The 23,148-nt window shown below is 35.2% G+C and carries 18 protein-coding genes and 1 pseudogene; 17 read left to right on the forward strand and 2 right to left on the reverse strand.

Annotated elements, in window-relative coordinates; translation table 11 throughout:
- Positions 1 to 62 precede the first annotated feature (62 nt).
- Together P2Q73_RS06695 and P2Q73_RS06700 are read left to right on the forward strand one after the other, a co-directional pair.
- The gene (locus tag P2Q73_RS06695; RefSeq protein WP_275785095.1) at positions 63 to 185 is read left to right on the forward strand and encodes a hypothetical protein; all 123 of its coding nucleotides are present in this window, start codon (positions 63 to 65) and stop codon (positions 183 to 185) included.
- Between the two features lie 38 nt (positions 186 to 223).
- Positions 224 to 907: an HAD family hydrolase gene (locus tag P2Q73_RS06700; protein WP_275785187.1), complete on the forward strand. Its 684-nt coding sequence runs from the start codon at positions 224 to 226 to the stop codon at positions 905 to 907.
- Positions 908 to 1,014: 107 nt separating this feature from the next.
- Here P2Q73_RS06700 and P2Q73_RS06705 read toward each other — a convergent pair.
- Positions 1,015 to 1,590: pseudogene (locus P2Q73_RS06705) on the reverse strand (transposase); the annotation flags it as partial.
- Between the two features lie 441 nt (positions 1,591 to 2,031).
- On the opposite strand from P2Q73_RS06705, the gene P2Q73_RS06710 reads away from it, so the two are divergent.
- The 10 genes from P2Q73_RS06710 (at position 2,032) to P2Q73_RS06755 (ending at position 16,231) form a co-directional block, all read left to right on the forward strand.
- Positions 2,032 to 3,732, forward strand: a complete 1,701-nt coding sequence (locus P2Q73_RS06710) for a polysaccharide deacetylase family protein (protein ID WP_275785097.1) — start codon at positions 2,032 to 2,034, stop codon at positions 3,730 to 3,732.
- Between the two features lie 15 nt (positions 3,733 to 3,747).
- Positions 3,748 to 4,983 (forward strand): DegT/DnrJ/EryC1/StrS family aminotransferase, encoded by a 1,236-nt coding sequence (locus tag P2Q73_RS06715; RefSeq protein WP_275785099.1) that lies wholly within the window; start codon positions 3,748 to 3,750, stop codon positions 4,981 to 4,983.
- 44 nt (positions 4,984 to 5,027) lie between these two features.
- Positions 5,028 to 6,866 carry a ligand-binding sensor domain-containing protein gene (locus P2Q73_RS06720; protein WP_275785102.1) on the forward strand — a complete coding sequence of 613 codons (1,839 nt, stop codon included), beginning with the start codon at positions 5,028 to 5,030 and terminating at the stop codon, positions 6,864 to 6,866.
- A gap of 27 nt (positions 6,867 to 6,893) precedes the next feature.
- On the forward strand, positions 6,894 to 7,961 hold the full coding sequence (locus tag P2Q73_RS06725) for a dienelactone hydrolase family protein (RefSeq protein WP_056829402.1): 1,068 nt from the start codon (positions 6,894 to 6,896) through the stop codon (positions 7,959 to 7,961).
- Between the two features lie 73 nt (positions 7,962 to 8,034).
- Complete coding sequence (locus P2Q73_RS06730) at positions 8,035 to 9,465, forward strand: extracellular solute-binding protein (protein ID WP_275785106.1); 1,431 nt, start codon at positions 8,035 to 8,037, stop codon at positions 9,463 to 9,465.
- A gap of 120 nt (positions 9,466 to 9,585) precedes the next feature.
- Positions 9,586 to 11,796: a heparinase II/III domain-containing protein gene (locus P2Q73_RS06735; RefSeq protein ID WP_275785108.1), complete on the forward strand. Its 2,211-nt coding sequence runs from the start codon at positions 9,586 to 9,588 to the stop codon at positions 11,794 to 11,796.
- A gap of 78 nt (positions 11,797 to 11,874) precedes the next feature.
- The gene (locus tag P2Q73_RS06740) at positions 11,875 to 12,504 is read left to right on the forward strand and encodes a YesL family protein (protein WP_275785110.1); all 630 of its coding nucleotides are present in this window, start codon (positions 11,875 to 11,877) and stop codon (positions 12,502 to 12,504) included.
- 185 nt (positions 12,505 to 12,689) lie between these two features.
- Positions 12,690 to 13,619, forward strand: coding sequence for an ABC transporter permease (locus P2Q73_RS06745; RefSeq protein ID WP_056829413.1), 930 nt, complete (start codon positions 12,690 to 12,692; stop codon positions 13,617 to 13,619).
- 76 nt (positions 13,620 to 13,695) lie between these two features.
- Positions 13,696 to 14,541, forward strand: coding sequence for a carbohydrate ABC transporter permease (locus tag P2Q73_RS06750; RefSeq protein ID WP_156350756.1), 846 nt, complete (start codon positions 13,696 to 13,698; stop codon positions 14,539 to 14,541).
- A 70-nt stretch (positions 14,542 to 14,611) separates the two neighbouring features.
- A complete protein-coding gene (locus tag P2Q73_RS06755) occupies positions 14,612 to 16,231 on the forward strand; it encodes an extracellular solute-binding protein (RefSeq protein WP_275785112.1) in 1,620 nt (539 codons plus the stop codon).
- A 285-nt stretch (positions 16,232 to 16,516) separates the two neighbouring features.
- Here P2Q73_RS06755 and P2Q73_RS06760 read toward each other — a convergent pair whose 3' ends face one another.
- Positions 16,517 to 17,419 carry an aldo/keto reductase gene (locus tag P2Q73_RS06760; protein WP_275785115.1) on the reverse strand — a complete coding sequence of 301 codons (903 nt, stop codon included), beginning with the start codon at positions 17,417 to 17,419 and terminating at the stop codon, positions 16,517 to 16,519.
- A gap of 69 nt (positions 17,420 to 17,488) precedes the next feature.
- Here P2Q73_RS06760 and P2Q73_RS06765 point away from each other — a divergent pair, with 69 nt between their 5' ends.
- The 5 genes from P2Q73_RS06765 to P2Q73_RS06785 all read left to right on the forward strand — a co-directional run bounded on the left by P2Q73_RS06765 (position 17,489) and on the right by P2Q73_RS06785 (position 23,014).
- Complete coding sequence (locus tag P2Q73_RS06765) at positions 17,489 to 18,037, forward strand: NUDIX hydrolase (RefSeq protein ID WP_275785118.1); 549 nt, start codon at positions 17,489 to 17,491, stop codon at positions 18,035 to 18,037.
- Between the two features lie 981 nt (positions 18,038 to 19,018).
- Positions 19,019 to 19,459, forward strand: a complete 441-nt coding sequence (gene fur, locus P2Q73_RS06770; protein ID WP_053589843.1) for a ferric iron uptake transcriptional regulator — start codon at positions 19,019 to 19,021, stop codon at positions 19,457 to 19,459.
- 72 nt (positions 19,460 to 19,531) lie between these two features.
- Positions 19,532 to 20,434 carry a site-specific tyrosine recombinase XerD gene (gene xerD, locus P2Q73_RS06775; RefSeq protein WP_053589842.1) on the forward strand — a complete coding sequence of 301 codons (903 nt, stop codon included), beginning with the start codon at positions 19,532 to 19,534 and terminating at the stop codon, positions 20,432 to 20,434.
- 80 nt (positions 20,435 to 20,514) lie between these two features.
- A complete protein-coding gene (gene deoB, locus P2Q73_RS06780) occupies positions 20,515 to 21,693 on the forward strand; it encodes a phosphopentomutase (protein WP_275785123.1) in 1,179 nt (392 codons plus the stop codon).
- Between the two features lie 16 nt (positions 21,694 to 21,709).
- Positions 21,710 to 23,014 (forward strand): pyrimidine-nucleoside phosphorylase, encoded by a 1,305-nt coding sequence (locus P2Q73_RS06785; protein ID WP_275785126.1) that lies wholly within the window; start codon positions 21,710 to 21,712, stop codon positions 23,012 to 23,014.
- Positions 23,015 to 23,148 lie beyond the last annotated feature (134 nt).

The following is a 23,148-nucleotide window of genomic DNA, read 5'->3' on the forward strand; positions in this document are numbered from 1 at the left end:
GTGGTAATATAAATTAAATTAACTAAAAATATTATAATCTATCATTAGTAAAGGGGAACTATATGACTTTTATCGTATGGATAGTTTTTGCAGTTGCAGCTGGAGCAATGTTTGAAGCCACAATTTCAAAAAAAAAACTTAGAGAAAAGATTCAACGATTTAGAGGTAGAGGTGGAACTCCTTAAGTATGAGGATAGAAAAAGAAAAGAAAGGGGAAGTACAAATGATTAAGGCAATCATTTTTGATCTTGATGGAACGTTGTTAAACCGTGATGAATCGGTAAAGAATTTTATTGACGATCAATACGAGCGGTTTAAAAAATGGGTAGGCAATATTCCAAAAGATACATATACGAAAAGATTTATTGAGTTAGATTGCAGGGGTTATGTATGGAAAGATAAGGTCTATCAACAATTAGTGAGAGAGCTAGAGATAGAGGGAATTGACTGGCAGTACTTATTACAAGATTATATTTCTCAATTTCCGAATCATTGTGTTCCATTTCCTAATGTATTAAGCATGCTGGAAAAACTCAAAAAAAATAATTTAGTTTTAGGAATGATTACGAATGGATTTGGGGACTTTCAGATGAATAATTTGAAGGCATTGGGCATAGAAAAGTATTTCAAGGCTATCCTCGTGTCTGAATGGGAAGGAATTAAAAAACCAGATCCAGAGATATTTGAAAGAGCATTAAAAAAACTCCAAGTAAATCCGAACGAAAGTATATTTGTTGGTGACCATCCGGAAAATGATGTCATAGCATCTAGAAACGCTGGTATGATTAGCATTTGGAAGAAAGACTATCAATGGGATACATTTGTAACAGAACTATATGTAAATGATTTAGCTGAACTTCCTTCTATTATTGAAGAGGTAAGAACAAATCTATGTAAAGGAAAATAATATCATTTGCAAATTATTCAATTCGTTTTAAGAATGAATACATGTCCAGCTGTAGAAAAAGTACCCCGAGAGTTCGTCTCTCACCTTGATTTCCTTCATTTCATCACGTACTTCTCCGGGTGAAACGGCTTTTTTCCGTTTTCTTCACAATATAGATTCAGCTCTTCTTGAAGCTTTTCCTCGTAGGCACGTGTTTCTTTCCTTGCGATCTTCTTGCCATACTTGCGTTTAATAGCACTCGCCTTCACATGAGTTGAATCAATGAATACATGGTCTTCTGATAATAGACCACGGTCCATAATCTCTTTTAAGATGCGATATGTTCAAAGATGTCGGTCTCTTGAAAACGACGTTCGTAGTTCTTACCGAAGGTTGAGAAGTGCGGTATTTCTGTATGAAAACCAAATCCTAAAAACCAGTGATACGCCATATTCGTTTCAATCTCTTTTATTGTTTGGCGCATCGAACGGATTCCAAATGTATATTGAATAAACGTCATTTTAAATAACACAACAGGATCAATAATTGGTCGCCCAGTAGCAGAGTAAAGATGTTCTACTAATGGATAAATGAAATGGAAATCAATCGCGGCATCTAATTTACGGACCAAATGTGCCTTCGGTACAAGCTGCCGTTAGCATTTCAAGTTGTTCACGTTCATTGATTTGGTTTTCAGACATCATTCAACACCTTAACATCTTAGAAATTTAGAAAATCAACACTTTTTATATAAGCCAACACTAGTCGATTGGAGTGGAAGGCGCGAAGACTCCTACGGGAACAGCACGAGCCGAAGCACCCGGACTGAGTGTAGCGAGGGAGAAGGCTGAGGCCGTGCCCGTGGAAAGCGTAGCGCCTGAAACGGAAATCGACGATTTCTTACTATGTATTGTAAATAAAAATAGACTATAGACAATTTCAAATTTCTTTGAGTTTGTCTACAGTCTGATGTCCTTTGTATGTATAAAAAAAATACCTTTACCTTGGATAAAACCATTAAAATAGAATTTATAAAATTTTCAAAAAATTAATTGATTAATAATTGTATTTATACTACTATTTAATAAAAGGTTATAAATACATGTTGTATACATGTATTATATGTTCTGAGAGGTGATGTTAATATGAAAATGGCTAAACTGGGAATCGTTTTTGATGAAGAAGAAGCGGAGTTACGATGGTCAAAAGGACAGAATATTTTTGAGAAATATTTATTTGAAATTCTTGATCATTTCAGACTACCATATGAAAAAATTGATATTTTGGGAGAATATGAAACATTTGATGTTTTGATGATAGCTCAGTGTCAAGTAAGCATAAATACTACTTCAAAAATATTAGAATATGTTCATGCTGGAGGAACAGTAATTTCATATGGTGGATTGGAAAGTGCTAGAGAATTATTAGGTTTTTCTAAGAATTTAGAGCCTATTAAAGGATATGCTCATTTGTCTAGCTTTCTAAATCAAAGTGTTCCATTGCGTTTTCTTCATGCGGATCCTTGGAAGAATGAACATAACCGTTTGAAAGTAATTGAAATGGGTTTGATCAATGAGACAAAGAATGGGCAAGAAGCAACTGCATTACAACGGATTAAATATGGTGAAGGGATAATAGAGCGTTGGGCAGTTTCCATTCCAAGTACAATAGTTGGGTTGCAACAAGGTACTCAACATGTGATTGAAGATGGAATACCAGCTCCTGATGGTTCGGCAAACCTAGACGAAAATATTTTAAAGGCGGAAGACGGTTTTGAATTAGACTGGGTTTTAGACAGAACTTATTCAGAAACAGGGATGCTTTATTTCCCACACCCTTATGCTGACTTGTGGAAAGAAGTTATTGTTGAGCATCTATTAAAATGTGTTATGGAAAAAGGATTGACACTTCCATTTTTAGATCTGTGGCCTTCTGATGTGAAATATGTGGCTATGATATCCCATGACAGTGATTTAAATGTCGATGAATCAGCTGAAATAACATTAGATACCCTAAAATCTGAAAATGTCCAATCAACTTGGTGTATGATAGCGCCAGGATATAGCTCTTTGATCTATGAACAGATTAAAAGAGATGGACATGAAATTGCTTTACATTATAATGCACTAGAACAGGAAGATGGAGTTTGGTCAGAGGATGCCTTTACATCACAATTAAAGTGGATAAAAAAAGCAGCAGATACTGAAGACATTATTTCAAATAAAAATCATTATACGCGTTACGAAGGCTGGGGAGATTTATTTGCGTGGTGTGAAAAAAATGGGATACAAGTAGATCAATCAAGAGGCCCTAGCAAAAAAGGGAATATTGGCTTTTTGTTCGGAACCTGCCATCCTTATTTTCCAATATCATGGTCGGATGAAAAGAATCGTTTCTATGACGTTTTGGAAATTGGTTTTTTAACGCAAGATTTAAATCATAATACGCTTTCAGACGTTAGTGTAATTCAGCCATTCTTAGATGGTGTAAAAAGGGTAAACGGAGTGGCTCATTTTCTTTTCCATCAGTTTCATATTTACAACCAGCCGAAAGTACGTGAAGCAATTCTAGAATTAATAACTACTGCCAAAGATCAGGATTTTACGTTTTGGACCAGCCGGCAAATCAATGATTGGGAAAGGGAACGTCGAAAATTATCTATAACAGGCATAAGTGAATCAGGAGAAATTGAATTAACTGGATCAATGGATAGAAATGACTTTGTAATCCTAGTTCCATTATCCAAAAATCAAAACTTAGATACAAATAATTTGGAGATAGTACAAAGATTTGGGTTTAATTGTAAACAGGTCTCAAAAACAGCTGAGATTCTGAAAGAAGCCTAATTTGGGGGACTTATTATGGGGGAAAATATTCTGGCTTTAAAAGGTGGATCAAAGGTGAAAACAACTCCTTTTGGTACTGGCCAACGTTTTGGACTTGATGAGGCAAGTGAGTTGTTGGAAGCTCTTGAGCAAAATACATTATTTTATCATTTTGGAAATAAGGTTAAACAATTTCTGAATGATTTTAATGATTTATACGGAGTTGAATATAGTGTCGCTACATCCTCTGGTACTGCAGCGCTTCATGTAGCCCTTGGTGCTGCTGGAGTTTCAGTTGGGGATGAGGTTATAACAAGTCCAATTACAGATCAAGGGACGGTAATCGGAGTTCTTTACCAAAATGCAATACCTGTGTTTGCTGATTTGAATCCCTATAGCTATACAATGACCGCTGAAACAATTGAAGAAAAAATAACTCCGAGAACAAAGGCAATCATTGTAGTTCATTTGGCTGGCAACCCATGCGATATGGACCCCATCATGGAACTTGCGAAAAGGTATAATCTCAAAGTCATTGAAGATTGTGCACAAAGTTATCTTACGACATATAAAGGGCGTTTAACTGGCACAATTGGTGACTATGGGTGCTTTAGTACAAATGATTTTAAGCACATTTCTACTGGAGACGGAGGAATTGTGATTGTTAACTCAGGCTCAGAGTCGGATTATTTCACTACTCATGCATTTGCTGATAAAAATTATCACAGACAAGAAACGTCCGTCTTAAAGGAGTTAGAGTACCTAGCGCCGAACTACCGTATGACAGAGTTACAAGGTGCCGTAGGTATTGCACAGTTAAGAAAGCTTAACTGGATCTGTACAAGACGAAATGAGTTAGGGGAAAAGTTAAATCACGGTCTAAGTGCTATAAATGGAATTAACCCGATGAGAATTACTAATGGGGGTTGGTGTAGCTATTGGTTTTATATGTTGACCTTAAACACGGAACATTTATCCTGCTCGAGAGAAGAATTTTCAGAAGCTCTATCTGCTGAAGGAATCCCTAATCAGCCGGGATATATTCCTAAAGTCTTATATGCACAACCTTTATTTCAAAAAAAACAAGCATATCTAAATAGCCACTTTCCGTTTGAAACTGCTACGTATGACTACTCTATTGGTAGCTGTCCCAACGCCGAGCGTATACTTGAGACAGCAATTCGATTAAATATTAGTGAATTTTATACCAATCAAGATATTGAAGATATGATTGCAGCTGTAAATAAAGTTGCTTCCTATTATGTTTTGTAAAATGAAACTAGAAGGAAAGAGTAGTTTGCGAAAGGAGAGCCAAAGTGCATAAAGCTAATTCACATTTTACTGACTATGGAATCCCTGTTTCTGCAGAAGAAGAAAGAACTGCTGCGATGTGCATTAATGTAGATAGAGAAATTAGATTTGTTATTGCTGCAAAAGGATTTGTCCTAATAATTAATCCTGAAAACGGTTATTCAAAACAAGTATTTTTTCCTGATAACAACCTAGAGTATCCTTTCTCATCGTTTAGCAGTAATGGGTTATTTTATACAGGCGCTGGAACAATGTTCATGGTATTGGATCCTTTTCTAGAGCGCTTTGTATATTATAGAGTCATAAAAAATGGAGAAGAAATTCTAGGTTTTAGCTTTGGAGAGGATAAGGTTGGGAATATTTACTTCACTTCATATCCGCACTGTCATTTACTCTGTTATCATCCTAAAACAAAAGAAATTGTTGATTTTGGCTCTATGGATTCATCAGAAAAATATCCAGGTAGTTTAGCGATTGATCAAATGGGCTGGGCGTATATAGGGATTGGAACAGAAAATAAAAATATCGTTGCCTTTCATCTTGAGAAAGGCTATAAGAAAAATTTAATCCCGGATTCACAGAGGCAAAAGGGAGCAGGTTATGTCTACTTGGGAGAAGACGGAAAAGTTTATGGACATACGGACGCTTCTGACTTAAAGGATGTGAATTATTCCTCACGTTGGATGAAATTTTCTGATGGAGAATTCCAATATATAGACAGTAACGAATTATCTCCATCCTCCTTCTCTGGAACAGGCTTTCAAAAAATTCACCGTAATCTTGAAACAAATTATCAAGTCATTTTATACAGTCTGTCGGAACGTATCGTTCGTATGATTCATAAAGAAACTGGAGAATCAAAAACAATAACATTCACATATTTTTCGGATGGAGCAATTTTATCTACAATATGTTTTGGTCCAGATGGACATATTTATGGCACCTCTATGCATCCGTTGCAATTTTTTCGATTTGATATCTCAACAGGTAAGACTACCAATTTTGGTGGTCAAATAATCGAGAAAGGCGGAGGAGGGAATATTTGTGCATATGCTTCCAATGGAAGTTTGCTTATTGGGGTTGCCTATGCAGGAGGTAAGCTATATGTGTTTGATACATCAAAGGCATTCATATATAAAGATAACCCTAAGTTAGTGTTACAGGAAGAGAAAATTCATCGACCACGTTGTGCAATTGCACTAAGTGATAGGCAACATATCATTTGGGGAGGATTCCCTGGATATGGAATGGTTGGGGGTGCGTTGGGCATCTATCATATAGAAACAGAAAAAAACCAATTGATTACGCATGAAAATGTTGTGGTCAACCAAAGTACTGTCAGCCTTGCTGAATTAAGCTCAGGAGAAATCCTTGGGGGAACAAGTATTGAGACACCAGGTGGAGCTCAGTTAAGAGAAAAGGAAGGTTGCTTATATGTTTTAGATTGGAAGTCTAAAGTAGTGAAACATAAATTTACTCCTATAAAAGGTGCAAGAGAAATTTCCTTGATTTATGTGGATTCATTCGACCGTGCTCATTGTCTAACAGATCAGAGTGTTTATTTTGTGTGTAATCCCTATCAACAAGAAATACTTTATCAACAAGACTTATCTAGCTGGGGGAATGTAATTAGAGAAGGATTTGTATATGATATAACTTCTAAAACACTCTTTTGTCTCTTAAGTAAAACATTGCTTAAAATTGAGATTAGTAAAGAGAAGGTTTATGAACCGAAAGTAGTCCAAAGATTGGTACGGGAAGCCAGTAGTGGGATCGTCTTTTTTAATAAACAAATTTTTTACGGTAGTGGAAGTCATTTATGCAGTATTCAGACAGAGAAATAAATAGTTGATTTGGAGTGGACACAAACCATGTATACATTAAGAACATTGGAAAAAGAGGGTGCACCACCTTTACTAAGAAACGTAAATGACTCGAATGATTGGATGAACAAAAGAACCACCATATTAAATGATTGGCTGAAGTGTATAGGTGGTATTCCCCCTTTAGTAAAAACCAACAAAAAGATTATCTCTTGGGAGGTTTACGCTGACTATTACTTAATCAGGATTAGGTATGCCTCTGTCTATAATGATTGGGTACCCGCAAACCTGTTAATACCAAAATCCATTGAACAAGGCGAGTTAAGAAAAGAGAGCGATGTTATAAACTTATTACATGCTAATAACAAAAATAAGTTCCCTGCAGTTATTGCTTTGCACCCAACGAGTGATAACGGAAAGGAAGATATAAGCTCTTCAAGCGGAAGAGAAAACAGAAAATATGCTCTAGAGCTTGTTAAAAGAGGCTATATTGTTTTAGCCCCTGACACTATTACTGCAGGAGAAAGAGTCCACCAAAACGAAAAGCCATTTCAAACTGCTTCTTTTTATAAAAGTCATCCAGAATGGTCCGCGGTAGCCAAAATGATTGTAGACCATCAACAAGGAATAAGCTTGTTGGAAGAGCTAACTATAGTAGAACATTCAAAGATTGGTGCAATAGGTCATTCTCTTGGGGGCTATAATAGCTACTTTTTAGCTACTGTTGATAAAAGAATAAAAGCTGTCATTTGCAGTTGTGGATTCTCGCTATTTGAACAAGACCCTGAGATACATCGTTGGGGTAGAAGAGAATGGTTCACCCATTTACCTAAAGTGAGTGATTATCTAGATGATGGAAATGTACCATTTGAGTTTCATGAAATTGCTGCCCTTGTTGCCCCAACCCCATTTTTTTTATGGATGGGTCAAAACGATAAAATATTTCCACATTGGAAGCCAGCAGCAGTAGGTTTAGTTGAACTAAATTCTTTATATGATTGGTTGGGGGAAGGTGAAAAAATAAAATATCTTATAGGAAACTCTGGACATGATTTTCCGTTTGAGATCCGTCAAATTGCCTATTCATTTCTTGATTATTGGTTGTGTAAAAAATGATTTAAAACATCTTTGCAAAACATTCCATTCTCATTTAAAATAGGGCAATCAATCTGTAGGGGAGTTGTATTTATTGCTAAAACGTAAAAGTGAATTTGAAAACCGCTACAATAAGTTTATCCATGCTCTAAAAGACGAAATAATAGCAGGGAAAATTAAACCTGGGGAATTTATTCTTCCTGAAAATACATTAAGTAAGGTGTATGAATTAAGTAGAGTATCCATAAGGAAGGCCTTGGCCGAGCTAGTCGATGAAGGTCTTATTGAAAAAATACCTGGAAAAGGCAATAGAGTTACTATTCCTAATGAAACACAAAAACAGACGATTACTCTCGGCTGGTTTTCGAATTCCTATGAAATTGAAATTATTAGACAGATTATTAGACGTTTTGAACAACTTAATCCTTTTACTAAAGTAAATCTTCGAATATTACCAAATAGTCAATACGTATACAATCTGACACAATCCCTTGAACATGAAAATGGACCGGATGTATTTATTGTTTCTGATTATCATTTCCGTGAGCTGATGGAAACGAATCGTTTGGATATTCTGGAGCCTTATTTGCCTGAACACATTGATCCAGAGAAGGATAGCTATCAAAAAGTATTTGAAATGTTTTCAGTTGATCAGGAAATTCCTGTAACGCCATTTGTGTTTTCACCAGTTATGATCTGCTACAACCGACGAATGTTTGAGGAAGCTGGTATTTCAAAGGATTTCAAGATGGAAAATTGGAATGACTTACTTGAACTGGCACGCCGGACAACGAGAGGTTTAAATAATAACAGTTTAATAAATGAATATGGCTTTTGCTTTTCGTCTTCCACTAATCGTTGGCCAGTATTTCTCTTGCAAAATGATGGGAAATTTATGGAAGATGATCTGTCCAATTCGATCATGAATAGTAAAGAAAATAGTGAAGCGCTAAATTTCTGTGGTGATTTAATGTATAAGCATCAAGTCTCTCCAATATTCTCTCATGGCAGTAATGAGTTAGCTGAAAATCTTTTTATGCGTGAAGGTGCTGCAATGATCTTAACCACCTATTACTTTATGAATGAATTTAGAGATCACAAGATTAAATGGGATGTTCTTCCACCACCTAAAAAAAAGGTGCCGGCAAGTCTTCTCCTAGGTGGTGCTCTAGGAATTAGTGCAAGTAGCAATATAAAAGAAGCTGCACAGGCTTTTGTAAGTTTTATGGTCAGTACGGAAGCACAAACTCTAATAAAGCAAAACGGCTGTACAATTCCAATGCTTCGCTTTGTTGCGGAAGATAATAATTTACTACAACCTGGAATACATCCAGAAAACTATAATGCTTTTAAAAATGTAATGAAGAGTGTGTATACAATTAGAGATCTTAATTTGACGATCGATGAGTTTGAGTTAGTTGAACGGGAAATGCAATTCTTTTGGGCTAATATGGAAAAAGCTGACGAAACGTGTAAAAGAATTGAAGACTTAATAAATCAAAAACAAGCTACTGTTAAGAAGTAAATGTAGAGATACTTTATTAAACTTGGATAATCAGAATAAATAAGGGGTGTAATAGTTGTTATGGTATTATCCCAGTCTCTAAAGTCAATAAAGCCAAATCCTAGGATTCTAATGAATGAAATGGAAATAAGAGAAATTAAAGCTCGAGTGGAGAAAAACGAATTTAGTGACATTTGGAAAAATACTATAAAATTGGCGGAGTCATATATTGTAGAACAAGGTTTTACTTTGTCCTATCCAAGCTGTTCTGTAACGTTGGATATCACTTTACCTCTGAAGCAATTAGAGCCTATTGGCGACCCCCCTGGATATACTGATTACCCTTTTTGGACCATGTTTTCTCGCGCAATTGAGGAAAGAATCAATGTTTTAGCATTTGCCTATGGAATGACTAAGGAAATAAGGTTTGCTAATAAGGTGAAGGCGTACCTTATTGAATTATCTTCTTTTACTAGATGGTTTGAATTTCCGCATAGGGGTTCAGAGGGGAATTTAAGTAATGCTCATTTCACAATAGGAGCAGCAATCGGTTATGATGCAATTTATAGCACGTTAACTATGAACGAAAGAAGAACAATTAGGGATGCTATATTTACAAAAGGTTTACAGCCATTTATAAAGGATTTTAACAATCATGACAGTCATAATATTATTGCTTCAAAAAAAGTGGCAATGTTTATTGGTTCACTTGCCATATATGATAGCGATAATAAGGATGAACTCAAGCCATTTTTGTTAAACGCCTATAGCTATCTAAGAGATTATTTAGATAATAGGATGAAGGATTCTGATGTTGAAGGTTTGTTGTATTTGAATGTGGCCGCACGACATATTTTAATGGCTGCAGATATTTTTTATCGTTCTACTGGAGATGATACGTTACTGAAGCATTCATATTTTAACTTTCTGCCAGATGTTTTTATTTACATGCTTGGAACAGGAGGAAAAACGAGCTTTGCTAATTTTTCGGATTCTTTTTATAGCTTAGATATTTCCTTTACAATGGCGATTTTGGCTTCCAAAAATCACAATCGTATTGCTAGCTGGTACATAAATAAATTCGCAAATAGTAAATTGGAAACATTGATCCATACAAATGGCATTCCTGACCCAATGGAACCAGAAATTTATTATAAGAATAAATATGCTAATATATTTTCTAGGATTGGCTGGGCTGCTCTTCGAAGTGGTTGGAAAGAGGAAGATCACCTCTTGGCTTTTAATTCAAGTCAATCTGCTAAAGACCATAACCATTATGATCAAAATAATTTTATATTACATGTTGCAGGCGAATGGTTAATAACGAATCCTGGATATCAGGATTATGTAGAAGGTTCTAGAAGAGATTTTACTATTGGAACTGTTGGACATAATAGCATGCTTATGAATGGTGTAGGACAAACACAAATGGGGAGCAGTAAGTTTGTAGATTGGTATACTTCCGCAAACTTTTCCTACGTTATTGGTGATGCAACGCACGCTTATGATGCAAGTGTCTCAAAATGGGAAAGAAAAATTTTACACGTAGACAAAAGCTATTTTATTCTGGTTGATAAGTTAGTGAAGGAAAAAGCAGATAGCATTCCTAGCTTTCTATATCATACAACTTCTCCCATATTCGCAAATGAAAAGATATTAATGGCGGGAGAAAAAACAGAAGAAAACAGGATAGATTTTAGAGGTGAAATAGCTTCAGTATCTCTGTACATTTGCTATCCCCACCAAACAATTAAGAGTATTGAGCAATATGAAGGAGCAGAGGAGTACGGATCATATCTTTCAGTGGTACCTAGTGAGAAGGAAAAGATGCAATACCTAATCACTATGCTTGTTCCCAAAGTTTTAAAAAGTGATATCTCTTATTCAATGAATAGTAATAGAACATTTTTTCAAATGCAAGTTAGCCGTATAAGTGAGGGCATTACTGATTATATCCTTATAAATGAAGATAGGAAAAGTGCCTTACAAATTACGGATAATGGAGTGATTTGTCTTCATGGAGAACAGGGATGGGTTTCATTTCATCTCACCGATAACTCTCCAAGTAAATTTTCACTAATGAATGGTAGCTTTCTGAAGGTGAAGGATGACACTTTTATTAAATCGACAGAGAAGATGAATATCTCCGGCTATTTTGAGGAAACAGAGGCAATGCTGCAAATTGAACTTCATAAAGTTACTCAAATTTTTATAAAAACTGCTCCTCCTACAAAGATATGTATTAATGGTGAGGAGGAAAAGGGTAAATACGATGTTTTCTATAATACAAAACAAGGCTTGCTAGAATTTAATTTGAAGAATGGAACGTATAACGTCGATTTATTCTTTTGATTTTCAAAAATGAATAAAATCTGTGAAATAAAGACTGAATTTTCGATAATTAATTTCGTTCTAAAGAGGGGTGAATATATGGAACTTACTGGATGGAGGGGCACTATATTTCGTTACTTGGACTTAGCTATGAAACTTGCATATCTTAATATTCTGTGGGGTGTGGGAATTGTGATTGGGGCAGGGGTTGCTGGCTTCTTTCCCTCTAGTGTAGCAATGTTTTCGGTCCTAAAAAAGTGGATGCATGGTGATGACATCGAAATTAACATGTTTTCGCATTTTAAAGACGAGTACCGCAAGGAATTTATTAACGCAAACTTATATGGGTATGCATGGACTATTTTAGGGCTAGTCATATATGTAGATTTACTGTTTTTTCGAGGTATTTCAACACTATGGGGACTGTTAATTTCCTTTTTCTTTTTTATTCTTGGTTGCATTTATATTGTAGCTTTACTTTATGCTCTTCCGATTTATGTCCATTATAAACTTAATTTTAAGCAATATTTTAAAAACTGTTTACTTATTGTCCTTTCCAACCCTCTCTACTCAGTGATGATGGTGCTAGGTTTTTACTTTCCGTATTATTTTATGATTAAAATTCCGGGATTGCTTCCTTTTTTTGGTGGTAGTCTGATTTGTTTTATATTAATGACTATTTCAAGCAAAGTGTTTATCCTTTTTGAAGGAAATAAAAGAACAAATTAAGAAAAAAATAGAAAAAATATCCCTGAAAAATATTGAATAATTCTGAAATTTAAATTATTATTATATAAATACATGTAATATACATGTAATCTATAGTAGCTTTCTAGTTTAAGAGAAAGGGGTAATTAGTTATTGGAACTAAAAAAAAGAATATTGATACACTTGATTCGACTTTAGATGTATCAATCAAAATCCCGAAACAGAAAAGAAAGAATTCTATAAAAAAGAAATTATGGCGTGATCGCTATCTATTACTTCTAATTTTACCTGGTATTTTGTATTTTCTCATTTACCGTTACATTCCAATGGCTGGAATTCTTTTAGCATTTAAGGATTATAGTCCATTTCGTGGTTTTTTTGATAGCCCCTGGGTAGGGTTAAAATATTTTAAATTGATCTTTGAGGATGCAGAAGTCATTCAAGTCATTTGGAACACCTTACAAATCTCTTTGTTACAAATATTTTTTGCTTTTCCAATTTCTATCATACTTGCCTTAATGTTAAATGAAATAAGGAATCAGCTTTATAAAAAGTTTCTTCAGTCTGTCGTTTATTTACCGCACTTTTTATCATGGGTGGTTGTAGTAGGAATAACAGTTATTTTTCTTAGAAGTGAAGGATTGGTAAATAGTTTTCTAGTAAATTTTTTGGACATAAACCCAATCCCTTTTTTGACTGATCCAGCAATGTTCAAGCCGATTGTCATTTTTCAAGTAATCTGGAAAGAATCCGGGTGGGGAACAATTCTTTTCTTAGCAGCGTTGTCCGGTATCAGTCCTCACTTATATGAGGCTGCTGTAATGGATGGAGCTAGTCGATTAAGACAAATGTGGCATATTACATTGCCAGCATTAAAAAGCACAATTGTCATCTTGTTAATTCTTCGTCTAGGAAATGTAATGGACAGTGGTTTTGAACAAATATTTTTAATGCTAAATCCTTTTAATATGGAGTCTGGGAATGTTCTTGACACATATGTCTACTTCAAAGGAATACAGCAGGCGAATTTTAGCTTTGCTACAGCTGTAGGCTTGTTTAAAGGAATTATTGGTTTAGTGCTGGTTGTACTAGCAAATAGGCTCGCTAAAAGGTTTGGCGAAGAAGGTTTATATTAATATGTTAATATTTTCTTTATCTTTGTTTAAGTGAGGGGGTTAGGTTGTGTTTAAATCTACAGGTCGTGAAAGGGTTATGGAAGTTATAAATAACATTCTATTGTTATTGATTGCTTTAACAATGCTCTTTCCTTTCTTTTACATTTTTTCAGTTTCGTTTTCGAGTGTAAGTGATGTACTTAATAGTGAATTCCTATTATGGCCAAAGGAATGGGTGACAGATGCTTATACCTATATTTTGGGTTCTGACCAGTTTATTCGGTCCCTCTTTGTAACGATTTATATTACAGTGGTAGGAACATTTGTGAATCTCGTGTTCACCTCCACAATGGCTTATACATTAACAAGAAATATTATTGGTCAGCGTACGATCATGTTCCTTGTATTGTTCACGATATTATTTTCTGCGGGAATGATTCCTACTTACATTATTGTGAAAGAAACTGGTTTATTAAATTCGTTATGGGCTTTAATAATTCCGGTTGCAATAAGTCCTTTTAATCTAATCATCATGACACAATTTTTTAAAGGTATACCTGAAGAACTAACAGAGGCAGCGGTTATTGATGGCGCCAATGACATTCAAATTTTTTCTAAAATTATTTTACCTTTATCGAAGCCAGCTTTAGCAGCCTTTGGTCTGTTTTATGCGGTTGGTCATTGGAACAGTTATTTTACAGGAGTACTATATTTAAACGATCCTGCGAAATGGCCAATACAAGTCATTTTAAGGCAAATTGTAATTGTGAATGAGCCAAATGCTGCTCTTGGTGGTCATGCAGCAATGTTAGAAGCATTACCTCCTCCGGAAACAGTTCAAATGGCTGCTATTTTAATAGCTACCTTACCAATACTGATTGTATATCCTTTCTTACAAAAACATTTTGCTAAAGGAGTGATGCTTGGATCGGTAAAAGGATAATAGTAAAGTTTTTCTGTATTGAGTGAACTTAAATAATATTTTTACTTAAAAAAATGATGGAGGGGTTTACTTGAGAAAAAAGCATTTGATTATTAGTTTTCTAATTCTTTTCCTAAGTTTTATATTGGTAGCTTGTTCAGATGAGACGACAGAGGATGGGAAGGAAACAGCAAAAGAGAAAGAAACTGCAACTGAAACAGAAAAAAACATTGAAATTGACCCGTTCGATCATACTGAAAAGTATACTATTACAGGGATGACATTTCGCTTTGGTGACCCTCCCCCTGTAACAAGCCCTGGGCTAGACATGATAAATGAGCGATTTAACGTTGATTACAAACCAGAAATTATTCCGCAAGGAGATTATATTGAAAAATCTTCAGCTATTGTAGCATCAGGTTCTATGCCAGATTTAGTTGGATTTCCTGGAACAGATACACGATTTTATCAATGGGCTGAAGATGGTGCATTTTTACCTTTAGATGATTATTTAGCACATTATGAAACTCTAGGTAATATCCCAGATTATATTTACAATTCATTTAAAGTGGATGGTAAAATTTACGGAATTCCACGATATTCTCAGCCGTATCCTGTTACCCCTGTTATACGTAAGGATTGGTTAGATAAATTAGGTCTTGAAGTTCCAACGAATTACAAGGAACTGGAGGAAGTTGCGATCGCTTTTACAAAAGACGACCCAGATGGAAATGGTAAAGCGGACACTTATGGTGTTGCAATTGGCGAAAATATAAATCCAAACTTCAATATGGGAACTTATTGGGACTTTAACGCATGGTATCACCAAAATGATAACGGGGATTATATTCCTGGTGTGATTTCTGAGGGAAGAAAAGAATTAATTCAATTTTTTGCTAACATTTATAAAGAAGGCGCAATGACAAAAGATTTTGCAGTACTTGACTGGGCAAGTACCAACACGGAATTTTATTCAGGCAAAGCTGGGATATTTGTTGGTGGAGTCTCTGGTATGTCTGAAGCGTATTTCGAAGGGTTATTAGCAGCTAATCCAGATGCTAAACTTGTAGCAATACCTCCATTTGAGGCACCTGATAAATCGAAAGGTTTTACAATGGGATCGGGTTATTCGGGAATTCTTGCTTTAAATGCAAAACTTGCAGAAGATGAGGGGAAAATCTATCGAGCTTTAGAAATGATAGACTTTGGAAAGAAATACTATCCAAGAGATGAAAAGAATCCTCAAAATGAGGATTATGATTTCTTTTTAGGAAAAGAAGGAATTGGTTATAACATGGAAAATGGAGCTCCTGTCCAAGTTCCAACATTCTCATCTGACGGGCTAGCACCTTCGACTTACTTCTTAGATAACAGAGAGCAAGTTCCAACGGATGCAAAGATTAATTATGCCGACGATTACAAGTTGCCGGAGTTGAAGGAAATGACAGCGTCATTACAGGAGATGTTCGAGTCAAATCAACTATATGTTGATCCTTCATACGGAGTCTTGTCACCAACAAATCAAGAAAAGGGTACTGATTTAATGCAATTTTTGATTAATGAACAATCTAAAATGATTGCTGGTCAAAGACCGATATCTGATTGGGATAATCTTGTTGATGAGTACTTGAAAAAAGGCGGAGAAGCGATAATCAAGGAAGTAAATGAAGGCATTAAAGCTAAAGGGTATACTGATAGAGAATGGAAATAATAAATAGTTGACCTTTAATAGGCATATCACGCGTGTTGATGTATTGTTATATGAGGAATTTCAGTAAAATAGTAAGCACTCACATAATAATAGATGAATAAGGCAAAGTAATCTAAAGTTACAAGTTGGCTACTTTCAGTAATAGGATTACCAACAAAAGAGAGGAGGGTAGTGACGGTAGTCACTGCCCTCCTCTCTTATATGTTGGCCAAAGTCTGTTCACAGGGCTCCGAGAACCATTTTGAGATACGTAGTCTACTTATTTTTAGCTATTCTAATGATAGATTATACTCTATGCTCCTTATAAACATCTTGTTTGGTAAATTCACTTACTTTATCAAGTATGCCTACAGAAACATGCTGTTTGTAAGCATGAAATGTCTCTAATAACTGCTGAGAACTACTAGCACCAATTATCATCGAACCTGTAACTTTACTTTGTAATACATATTGAAGAGCTATCGAGTTAAGGGGCTTATCTAATGATTGAAGATTTTCAATCGTCTCGATTAATTCACCTTTTGAATAGGACAAATATTCGTCTGTTTTGTTTGCTCGGCTTATCCCTTCTGGAGTTAATAAGCCTTTTGCTAAAGTTCCGCGTGTTAGAAGAGAAACTTCATTTTTTTCCAGTAAGGAAAACCATTCTTCAGGTCTTCGATCTAATAAACTATATTGCATCATTACAGATACTGCATTGCTTTTCGATAAAAAGCGATCAATTACATTTGGTCGAATAGAAGAAATTCCGTATTCACGAATAAGTCCATCCTTTTTCAGCGATTCCATCGTGTCAATTACTTCATCAACGTCATCCTCCATAGTGCCACCATGCAATTGATAAACGTCTATATAATCCGTTTGCAGTCGCTTAAGTGATTCGTGAACTGCTGTAGTTATCCACTTTTTTGATGCATCCCATGTCCAGCCTTCTCCTGTTTCATTAGTACGATTGCCGACTTTTGTTCCAAGAATTATATCTTTACGATTATTCTTCAATGCATTTCCGACAATTTTTTCATTTTCTCCTTTGTTGTATAAATCTGCCGTGTCAAAATAGTTAATGCCATTATCAAGAGCGAGTTGAATAATTTTATTAGCCATTAGTTGATCTGTTGGTAGTGACATACAGCCTAGACCAATCTCCGAAAGATATAAATCACTTTTACCAAGCTGTCTTTTTTCCAAGATTTATCACATCCTTTACTACATGGTACAATGAGAATTATACAGTTTCAAATGAAAGGAAGTAGAGTGATGAAAAAATTTGAGGAAAAAACAATTCAAACTGACCTTAAATATAAAGGTAGAATTATTACGTTACAAGTGGATGAGGTATTATTACCAAACGGGGAAAAGAGCAATAGGGAAATAGTTAAACATCCAGGGGCTGTAGCTATAATAGCTCTAACAGAAGATAAAAAGATTGTATTGGTGGAACAATATAGAAAAGCTCTAGAACGTTCAATTATTGAGATTCCAGCTGGAAAAATCGAACCTGGGGAGCCACCAGAAGTAACAGCATTAAGAGAATTAGAAGAAGAAACAGGTTACACGACAAGTAAACTAATCTATATTCAATCATTTGCTACATCTCCTGGTTTTGCAGATGAAATTATCCATCTTTATTTTGCAGGAAATATAGAAAAAATGACAGTAAAAGCAAATCTTGATGAAGATGAGTTTGTAGAATTAATGTATGTATCATTGGAAGAAATGGGATCTCTTATTAAAAATAAGCAAGTTTATGATGCTAAAACAGCGTTTGCTTTTCTTTGGTTAAAAAACTATTTGAAAGAAAATTGATTTTATAGATAAGGGAATTTCATAATTGCTACTACTAAACATACGAATATTGGGATAGAATTATTTTAAAACATTCCTTTAATAGAGTTATGATTACTTGATTGGAGCGGAAGGCGGCGACTCCTGCGGGATTAGCTTGAGCTGAAGACCCCGCAGGAAAGACGCTGGCCGAACTTTATTTGGCCAGTGTCTTTGCGACGAGTAACCGCAGGAGCACATGTTTTTGTAGCTCCGAGGAGGCTGAAGCCAAGCCCGCGGAAAGCGTCCACCTGAAGTGGAAATCCACTTTGTTTGGATTTCAATATTTAATTCCCTATTATGAAATTAACTTAGATATTTATATTTTAAATAGTTTTGTTTGAGTTTATGTTGGCATATTTAATCTTTGTACAAGCATATGATGGAAATAGATAGGGAGGTGTTCAAATCGAACCAGACTTATACTATTTTCATTTCATTATGCGTGCTCGTATTTAGTTTTATTGGTGGTTTAATACTATTCGAAAAAAGTACTACAGAACAACAGCAATGGATTATTAATCTCTTGGACGCTCGTGTTCTCTTGGCAGAACAACCTACTTTTCTAGAAACTATTTTTCCGCACTTGATGATAGCAGTTGTATTTTTTTTATTTTATCAACACCGATATTTACGAAAACTAATATTAGTTATTTGTGCATTTAAGATTACTTTTTATGGTTTTTGTTCTAGTTATCTATTACAAACCCAAGAATCCACTTATCCATATGTGTTTTGGTGGTTTCCGTTTCAATTAGTATATTGCATCCTTCTTCTAGCTCTAGCAAATCGGGTTAATTTGTTTACGTTGTCCTTCTATATAATTATTATAATTATAGAGTTCTTTGTTATACCATTTGTATTATTTAATAATTAGTTTTTATTAATAATTATTATCGTGTGAATCTCTTGTCATTAGAATTCACTATTTGGTATAATGTAAGAAGTTTAAGGAGGCGTCATATGGAAAGCCGTATTGATCGTATAAAAAAACAATTATCTGGTGCGAGCTATAAACTGACGCCACAGCGCGAAGCGACAGTCCGAGTATTGCTTGAAAATGAAGAAGATCATTTAAGTGCTGAGGATGTATTTTTACTAGTTAGAGAGAAATCTCCTGACATAGGGCTTGCTACAGTTTATCGTACATTAGAATTATTAAATGAATTGAATGTTGTCGATAAGATTCAATTTGGAGATGGCGTATCGCGTTATGATTTAAGACAAGAGGGAGCCGCTCATTTTCACCACCATCTTGTTTGTATTGAATGTGGAGCAGTAGATGAAATTCAAGAAGATTTATTAGAAGACGTGGAAGCGATCGTTGAAAAAAAATGGAATTTCATAATTAAGGACCATCGATTAACTTTTCACGGAATATGCCACCGTTGCCAAGATAAATAGATTTAAAGGAAGTATTTATCAACAATCTGAGGATAGCAAATTGCTATCCTTTTTTTTATAAGGAGGTAAACAATGAAAAAAGGAATGCTTCAATTAGAAGATTATTTGCATTTTTTACGGATTGAACGGCAATTGGCAGATAACACACTAATATCCTATAAAAAAGATTTAATGGATTATATAAATCATATTTTTAACGAACAAAAATTACATAGTTTAGATGAAGTAGAGCGCCAGAATATTCTTATTCACTTACGAAAGTTAAAGTCAGAAGGGAAAAGTCCAAGATCTATTGCTAGACATATTTCTTCGATTCGTTCGTTTCATCAATTTTTGTTGAGAGATAAAGTGACAAACCAGGATCCCACCATCCATTTGGAAATTCCACAGATGGATCAAAAATTACCAAATTTCCTTTCCGTAGAAGAATTAAACAATTTATTAAGTAGTATCGACGTTTCAAAGCCTCAAGGTAAACGAGATTTAGCAATGTTTGAATTAATGTATGCAAGTGGTATGCGTATTAGTGAGTGTCTAAATTTGAATTTGGAAGACTTACATTTAACTATGGGATTTGTTCGTTGCTTCGGAAAAGGTGGGAAAGAGCGTATTATACCATTAGGTGGAGCAGCTATAAAAGCGTGCCAAAATTATATTGAAGAGGCACGTCCAAAATTATTAAAAGCTACTGAGAAGACGGATGCCATATTTATTAATCAAAGAGGAAAAAGATTAACTAGACAAGGGATATGGAAGTTGTTAAAAATGCATGCTATGAATGCAGGAATAACAAAAGAAATCACTCCACACGTACTTCGACACACTTTTGCTACTCATTTGATTGAAAATGGAGCCGATTTACGAGCGGTTCAAGAGATGCTTGGTCATGCAGATATTTCAACGACACAAATATATACACATGTAAGTAAAACTCGTTTAAAAGAAGTTTATAGACAATTTCATCCAAGAGCATAACTTTAAAATTTGTCAGAGGTCTGACCTGTACTTTATTAAAAATTTTGGTAAACTAGAAGTAAATAGTGGGAGGGAAAAAGATGAGTAAATTTAAACGTATCCATGTCATCGTCATGGACTCAGTTGGAATAGGTGAGGCACCAGATGCGGAAGCATTTGGGGATGCAGGATCACATACCTTAGGACATATAGCTGAAAAAATGAACGGCTTGAATATGCCAGAGATGCAAAAATTAGGGTTAGGAAATATAGAAACGATAAAAGGTATTTCACCTGTCCAACATCCTTCAGCGTATTATGGAAAAATGCAAGAAGCTTCTGTAGGAAAGGATACTATGACGGGTCATTGGGAAATCATGGGTTTAAACATCGATAAACCTTTCAAAGTATATCCTAATGGATTTACAGAAGAATTAATCTCAGCTTTAGAAGAAAAAACTGGACGTAAGGTAATTGGTAATAAACCTGCTAGTGGTACTGCAATACTAGACGAACTTGGTGAAGAACATATGAAAACTGGAGCAATTATTGTATATACTTCAGCTGATCCAGTACTCCAAATAGCTGCACATGAAAAAATAGTTCCACTTGAAGAACTATATCGGATTTGTGAAATTGCAAGAGAACTAACTCTCTCACCTGAATATTTAGTTGGAAGAATTATTGCACGTCCATTTATCGGAGAACCTGGAAACTTCATACGAACATCCAATAGACATGATTATGCTTTAAAGCCCTTTGGAAGAACAGTTATGAATGAATTACAAGATGCTGGTTTAGATGTGATAGCTTTAGGCAAAATAAACGACATATTTAATGGGGAAGGAATAACTTCTACCGAACGCACGAAAGATAATATGGATGGAATGGATAAGTTCATCACAACATTAGACAAAGACTTTACTGGCATAAGCTTTTTAAATTTAGTAGATTTTGATGCATCATTTGGGCATCGCCGTGATCCACTTGGATATGGGAAAGCTTTAGAAGAGTTTGACGCACGCTTAACAGAAGTCTTACCAAAGTTAACAGAAGAAGATTTATTGATTATTACTGCAGATCATGGGAATGATCCTACAATGCCAGGAACGGACCATACACGTGAATTTGTTCCTTTGACAGTATATTCTCCACTGTTAAAAGAGATGAAAGAACTTCCTTTACGTAACACATTTGCTGATATCGGGGCAACTATTGCCGAAAACTTTGGAGTATCAAAAACGAAATTTGGAGAAAGCTTTTTATCCTTACTAAAATAAAGGGCGGGTCAAAACAATGAGAATGATTGATATTATTGAAAAGAAAAGAGACGGAAATTCTTTAACGAAAGCTGAAATAGACTTCTTTATACAAGGATATACGAATAATACCATTCCAGACTATCAAGTCAGTGCGTTCCTAATGGCTATTTTCTTTCAAGATATGAATGATGAAGAGAGAGCGAATCTAACGCTTGCAATGGTAAACTCAGGGGAGCAGATAGATTTGTCTGCTATTGAAGGGATAAAAGTCGATAAACACTCAACCGGGGGAGTTGGCGATACAACTACACTTGTACTAGGTCCGTTAGTTGCTGCGTGTGGCGTTCCTGTTGCTAAAATGAGTGGACGAGGTCTAGGTCATACTGGCGGTACTATCGATAAACTAGAAGCAATTGAAGGGTTTCATGTTGAGCTTTCTCCACAACAGTTTGAGAAACAAGTCAACGAACTTAAACTCGCTGTTATTGGTCAAAGTGGTAATTTAACTCCTGCGGATAAGAAGTTATATGCACTTCGTGATGTAACTGGGACCGTAAATAGTATACCGCTTATCGCAAGTTCCATTATGAGCAAAAAGATTGCAGCTGGAGCAGGAGCAATCGTTTTAGACGTAAAAACTGGCGAGGGAGCATTCATGAAAACGACAGAAGATGCTAGAGAGCTTGCAAAAGCAATGGTACGCATCGGTAATAATGTCGGAAGAAAGACAATGGCTATCATTTCAGACATGAGTCAACCTTTGGGGTATGCGATTGGAAATGCACTAGAGGTCATTGAAGCAATTGAAACGCTTAAAGGAAAAGGACCAAAAGATTTAACGGAACTTTGTTTGACTTTAGGAAGCCAAATGGTTGTGGTAGGAGAAAAAGCCGATTCGTTAGAGGAAGCAAGAGAGATGCTCCTAAAAGTTATAGAAGACGGTTCTGCTTTAGATATTTTTAAAAGGTTTATTAAGAGTCAAGGTGGAAACGATGCGATAATTGATGATATTTCATTGTTACCTCAAGCAAAATATACCATTAATGTTCCAGCTAAACAGGATGGTTTTATCACGTTCATGGAAGCAGATGAAATTGGTACTGCAGCAATGCTATTAGGAGCAGGGCGAGCTACGAAAGAGTCAGAGATCGACCTTGCAGTAGGTATTGTATTACAGAAAAAAGTTGGTGATTACGTTAAGAAGGGCGAATCACTTGCAACCCTATATGCTAATACAGAAAATGTACAAGAAGTATTAGACAAATTAACTGCTAACATTGAAATTGCAGATACACAAAAAGAAGCCCCACCACTTATTTATGAAATTATAACAGCTTAAATTTATTACAAGTAGGCATCTTGCGAAAGTTTAAAAAAACTTTTGCGAGATGCCTATTTTTTGTTTAGAAATAGAATAATATTCCTATACTAGGAATGAATAATTCTTTGTCGAAAATGAACTAAAAAACAATG

This window comes from Bacillus sp. Cr_A10 (assembly GCF_029222665.1).
Taxonomy (GTDB): domain Bacteria; phylum Bacillota; class Bacilli; order Bacillales_A; family Planococcaceae; genus Psychrobacillus.

Coding starts and splice junctions, on each gene's coding strand:
- P2Q73_RS06715 (WP_275785099.1), top strand. CDS start 3,748: ATGGGGGAAAATATTCTGGCTTTAAAAGGTGGATCAAAGGTGAAAACA.
- P2Q73_RS06735 (WP_275785108.1), top strand. CDS start 9,586: ATGGAAATAAGAGAAATTAAAGCTCGAGTGGAGAAAAACGAATTTAGT.
- P2Q73_RS06725 (WP_056829402.1), top strand. CDS start 6,894: ATGTATACATTAAGAACATTGGAAAAAGAGGGTGCACCACCTTTACTA.
- P2Q73_RS06740 (WP_275785110.1), top strand. CDS start 11,875: ATGGAACTTACTGGATGGAGGGGCACTATATTTCGTTACTTGGACTTA.
- P2Q73_RS06750 (WP_156350756.1), top strand. CDS start 13,696: ATGGAAGTTATAAATAACATTCTATTGTTATTGATTGCTTTAACAATG.
- P2Q73_RS06765 (WP_275785118.1), top strand. CDS start 17,489: ATGAAAAAATTTGAGGAAAAAACAATTCAAACTGACCTTAAATATAAA.
- fur (WP_053589843.1), top strand. CDS start 19,019: ATGGAAAGCCGTATTGATCGTATAAAAAAACAATTATCTGGTGCGAGC.
- deoB (WP_275785123.1), top strand. CDS start 20,515: ATGAGTAAATTTAAACGTATCCATGTCATCGTCATGGACTCAGTTGGA.
- P2Q73_RS06710 (WP_275785097.1), top strand. CDS start 2,032: ATGAAAATGGCTAAACTGGGAATCGTTTTTGATGAAGAAGAAGCGGAG.
- P2Q73_RS06695 (WP_275785095.1), top strand. CDS start 63: ATGACTTTTATCGTATGGATAGTTTTTGCAGTTGCAGCTGGAGCAATG.
- xerD (WP_053589842.1), top strand. CDS start 19,532: ATGAAAAAAGGAATGCTTCAATTAGAAGATTATTTGCATTTTTTACGG.
- P2Q73_RS06700 (WP_275785187.1), top strand. CDS start 224: ATGATTAAGGCAATCATTTTTGATCTTGATGGAACGTTGTTAAACCGT.
- P2Q73_RS06785 (WP_275785126.1), top strand. CDS start 21,710: ATGAGAATGATTGATATTATTGAAAAGAAAAGAGACGGAAATTCTTTA.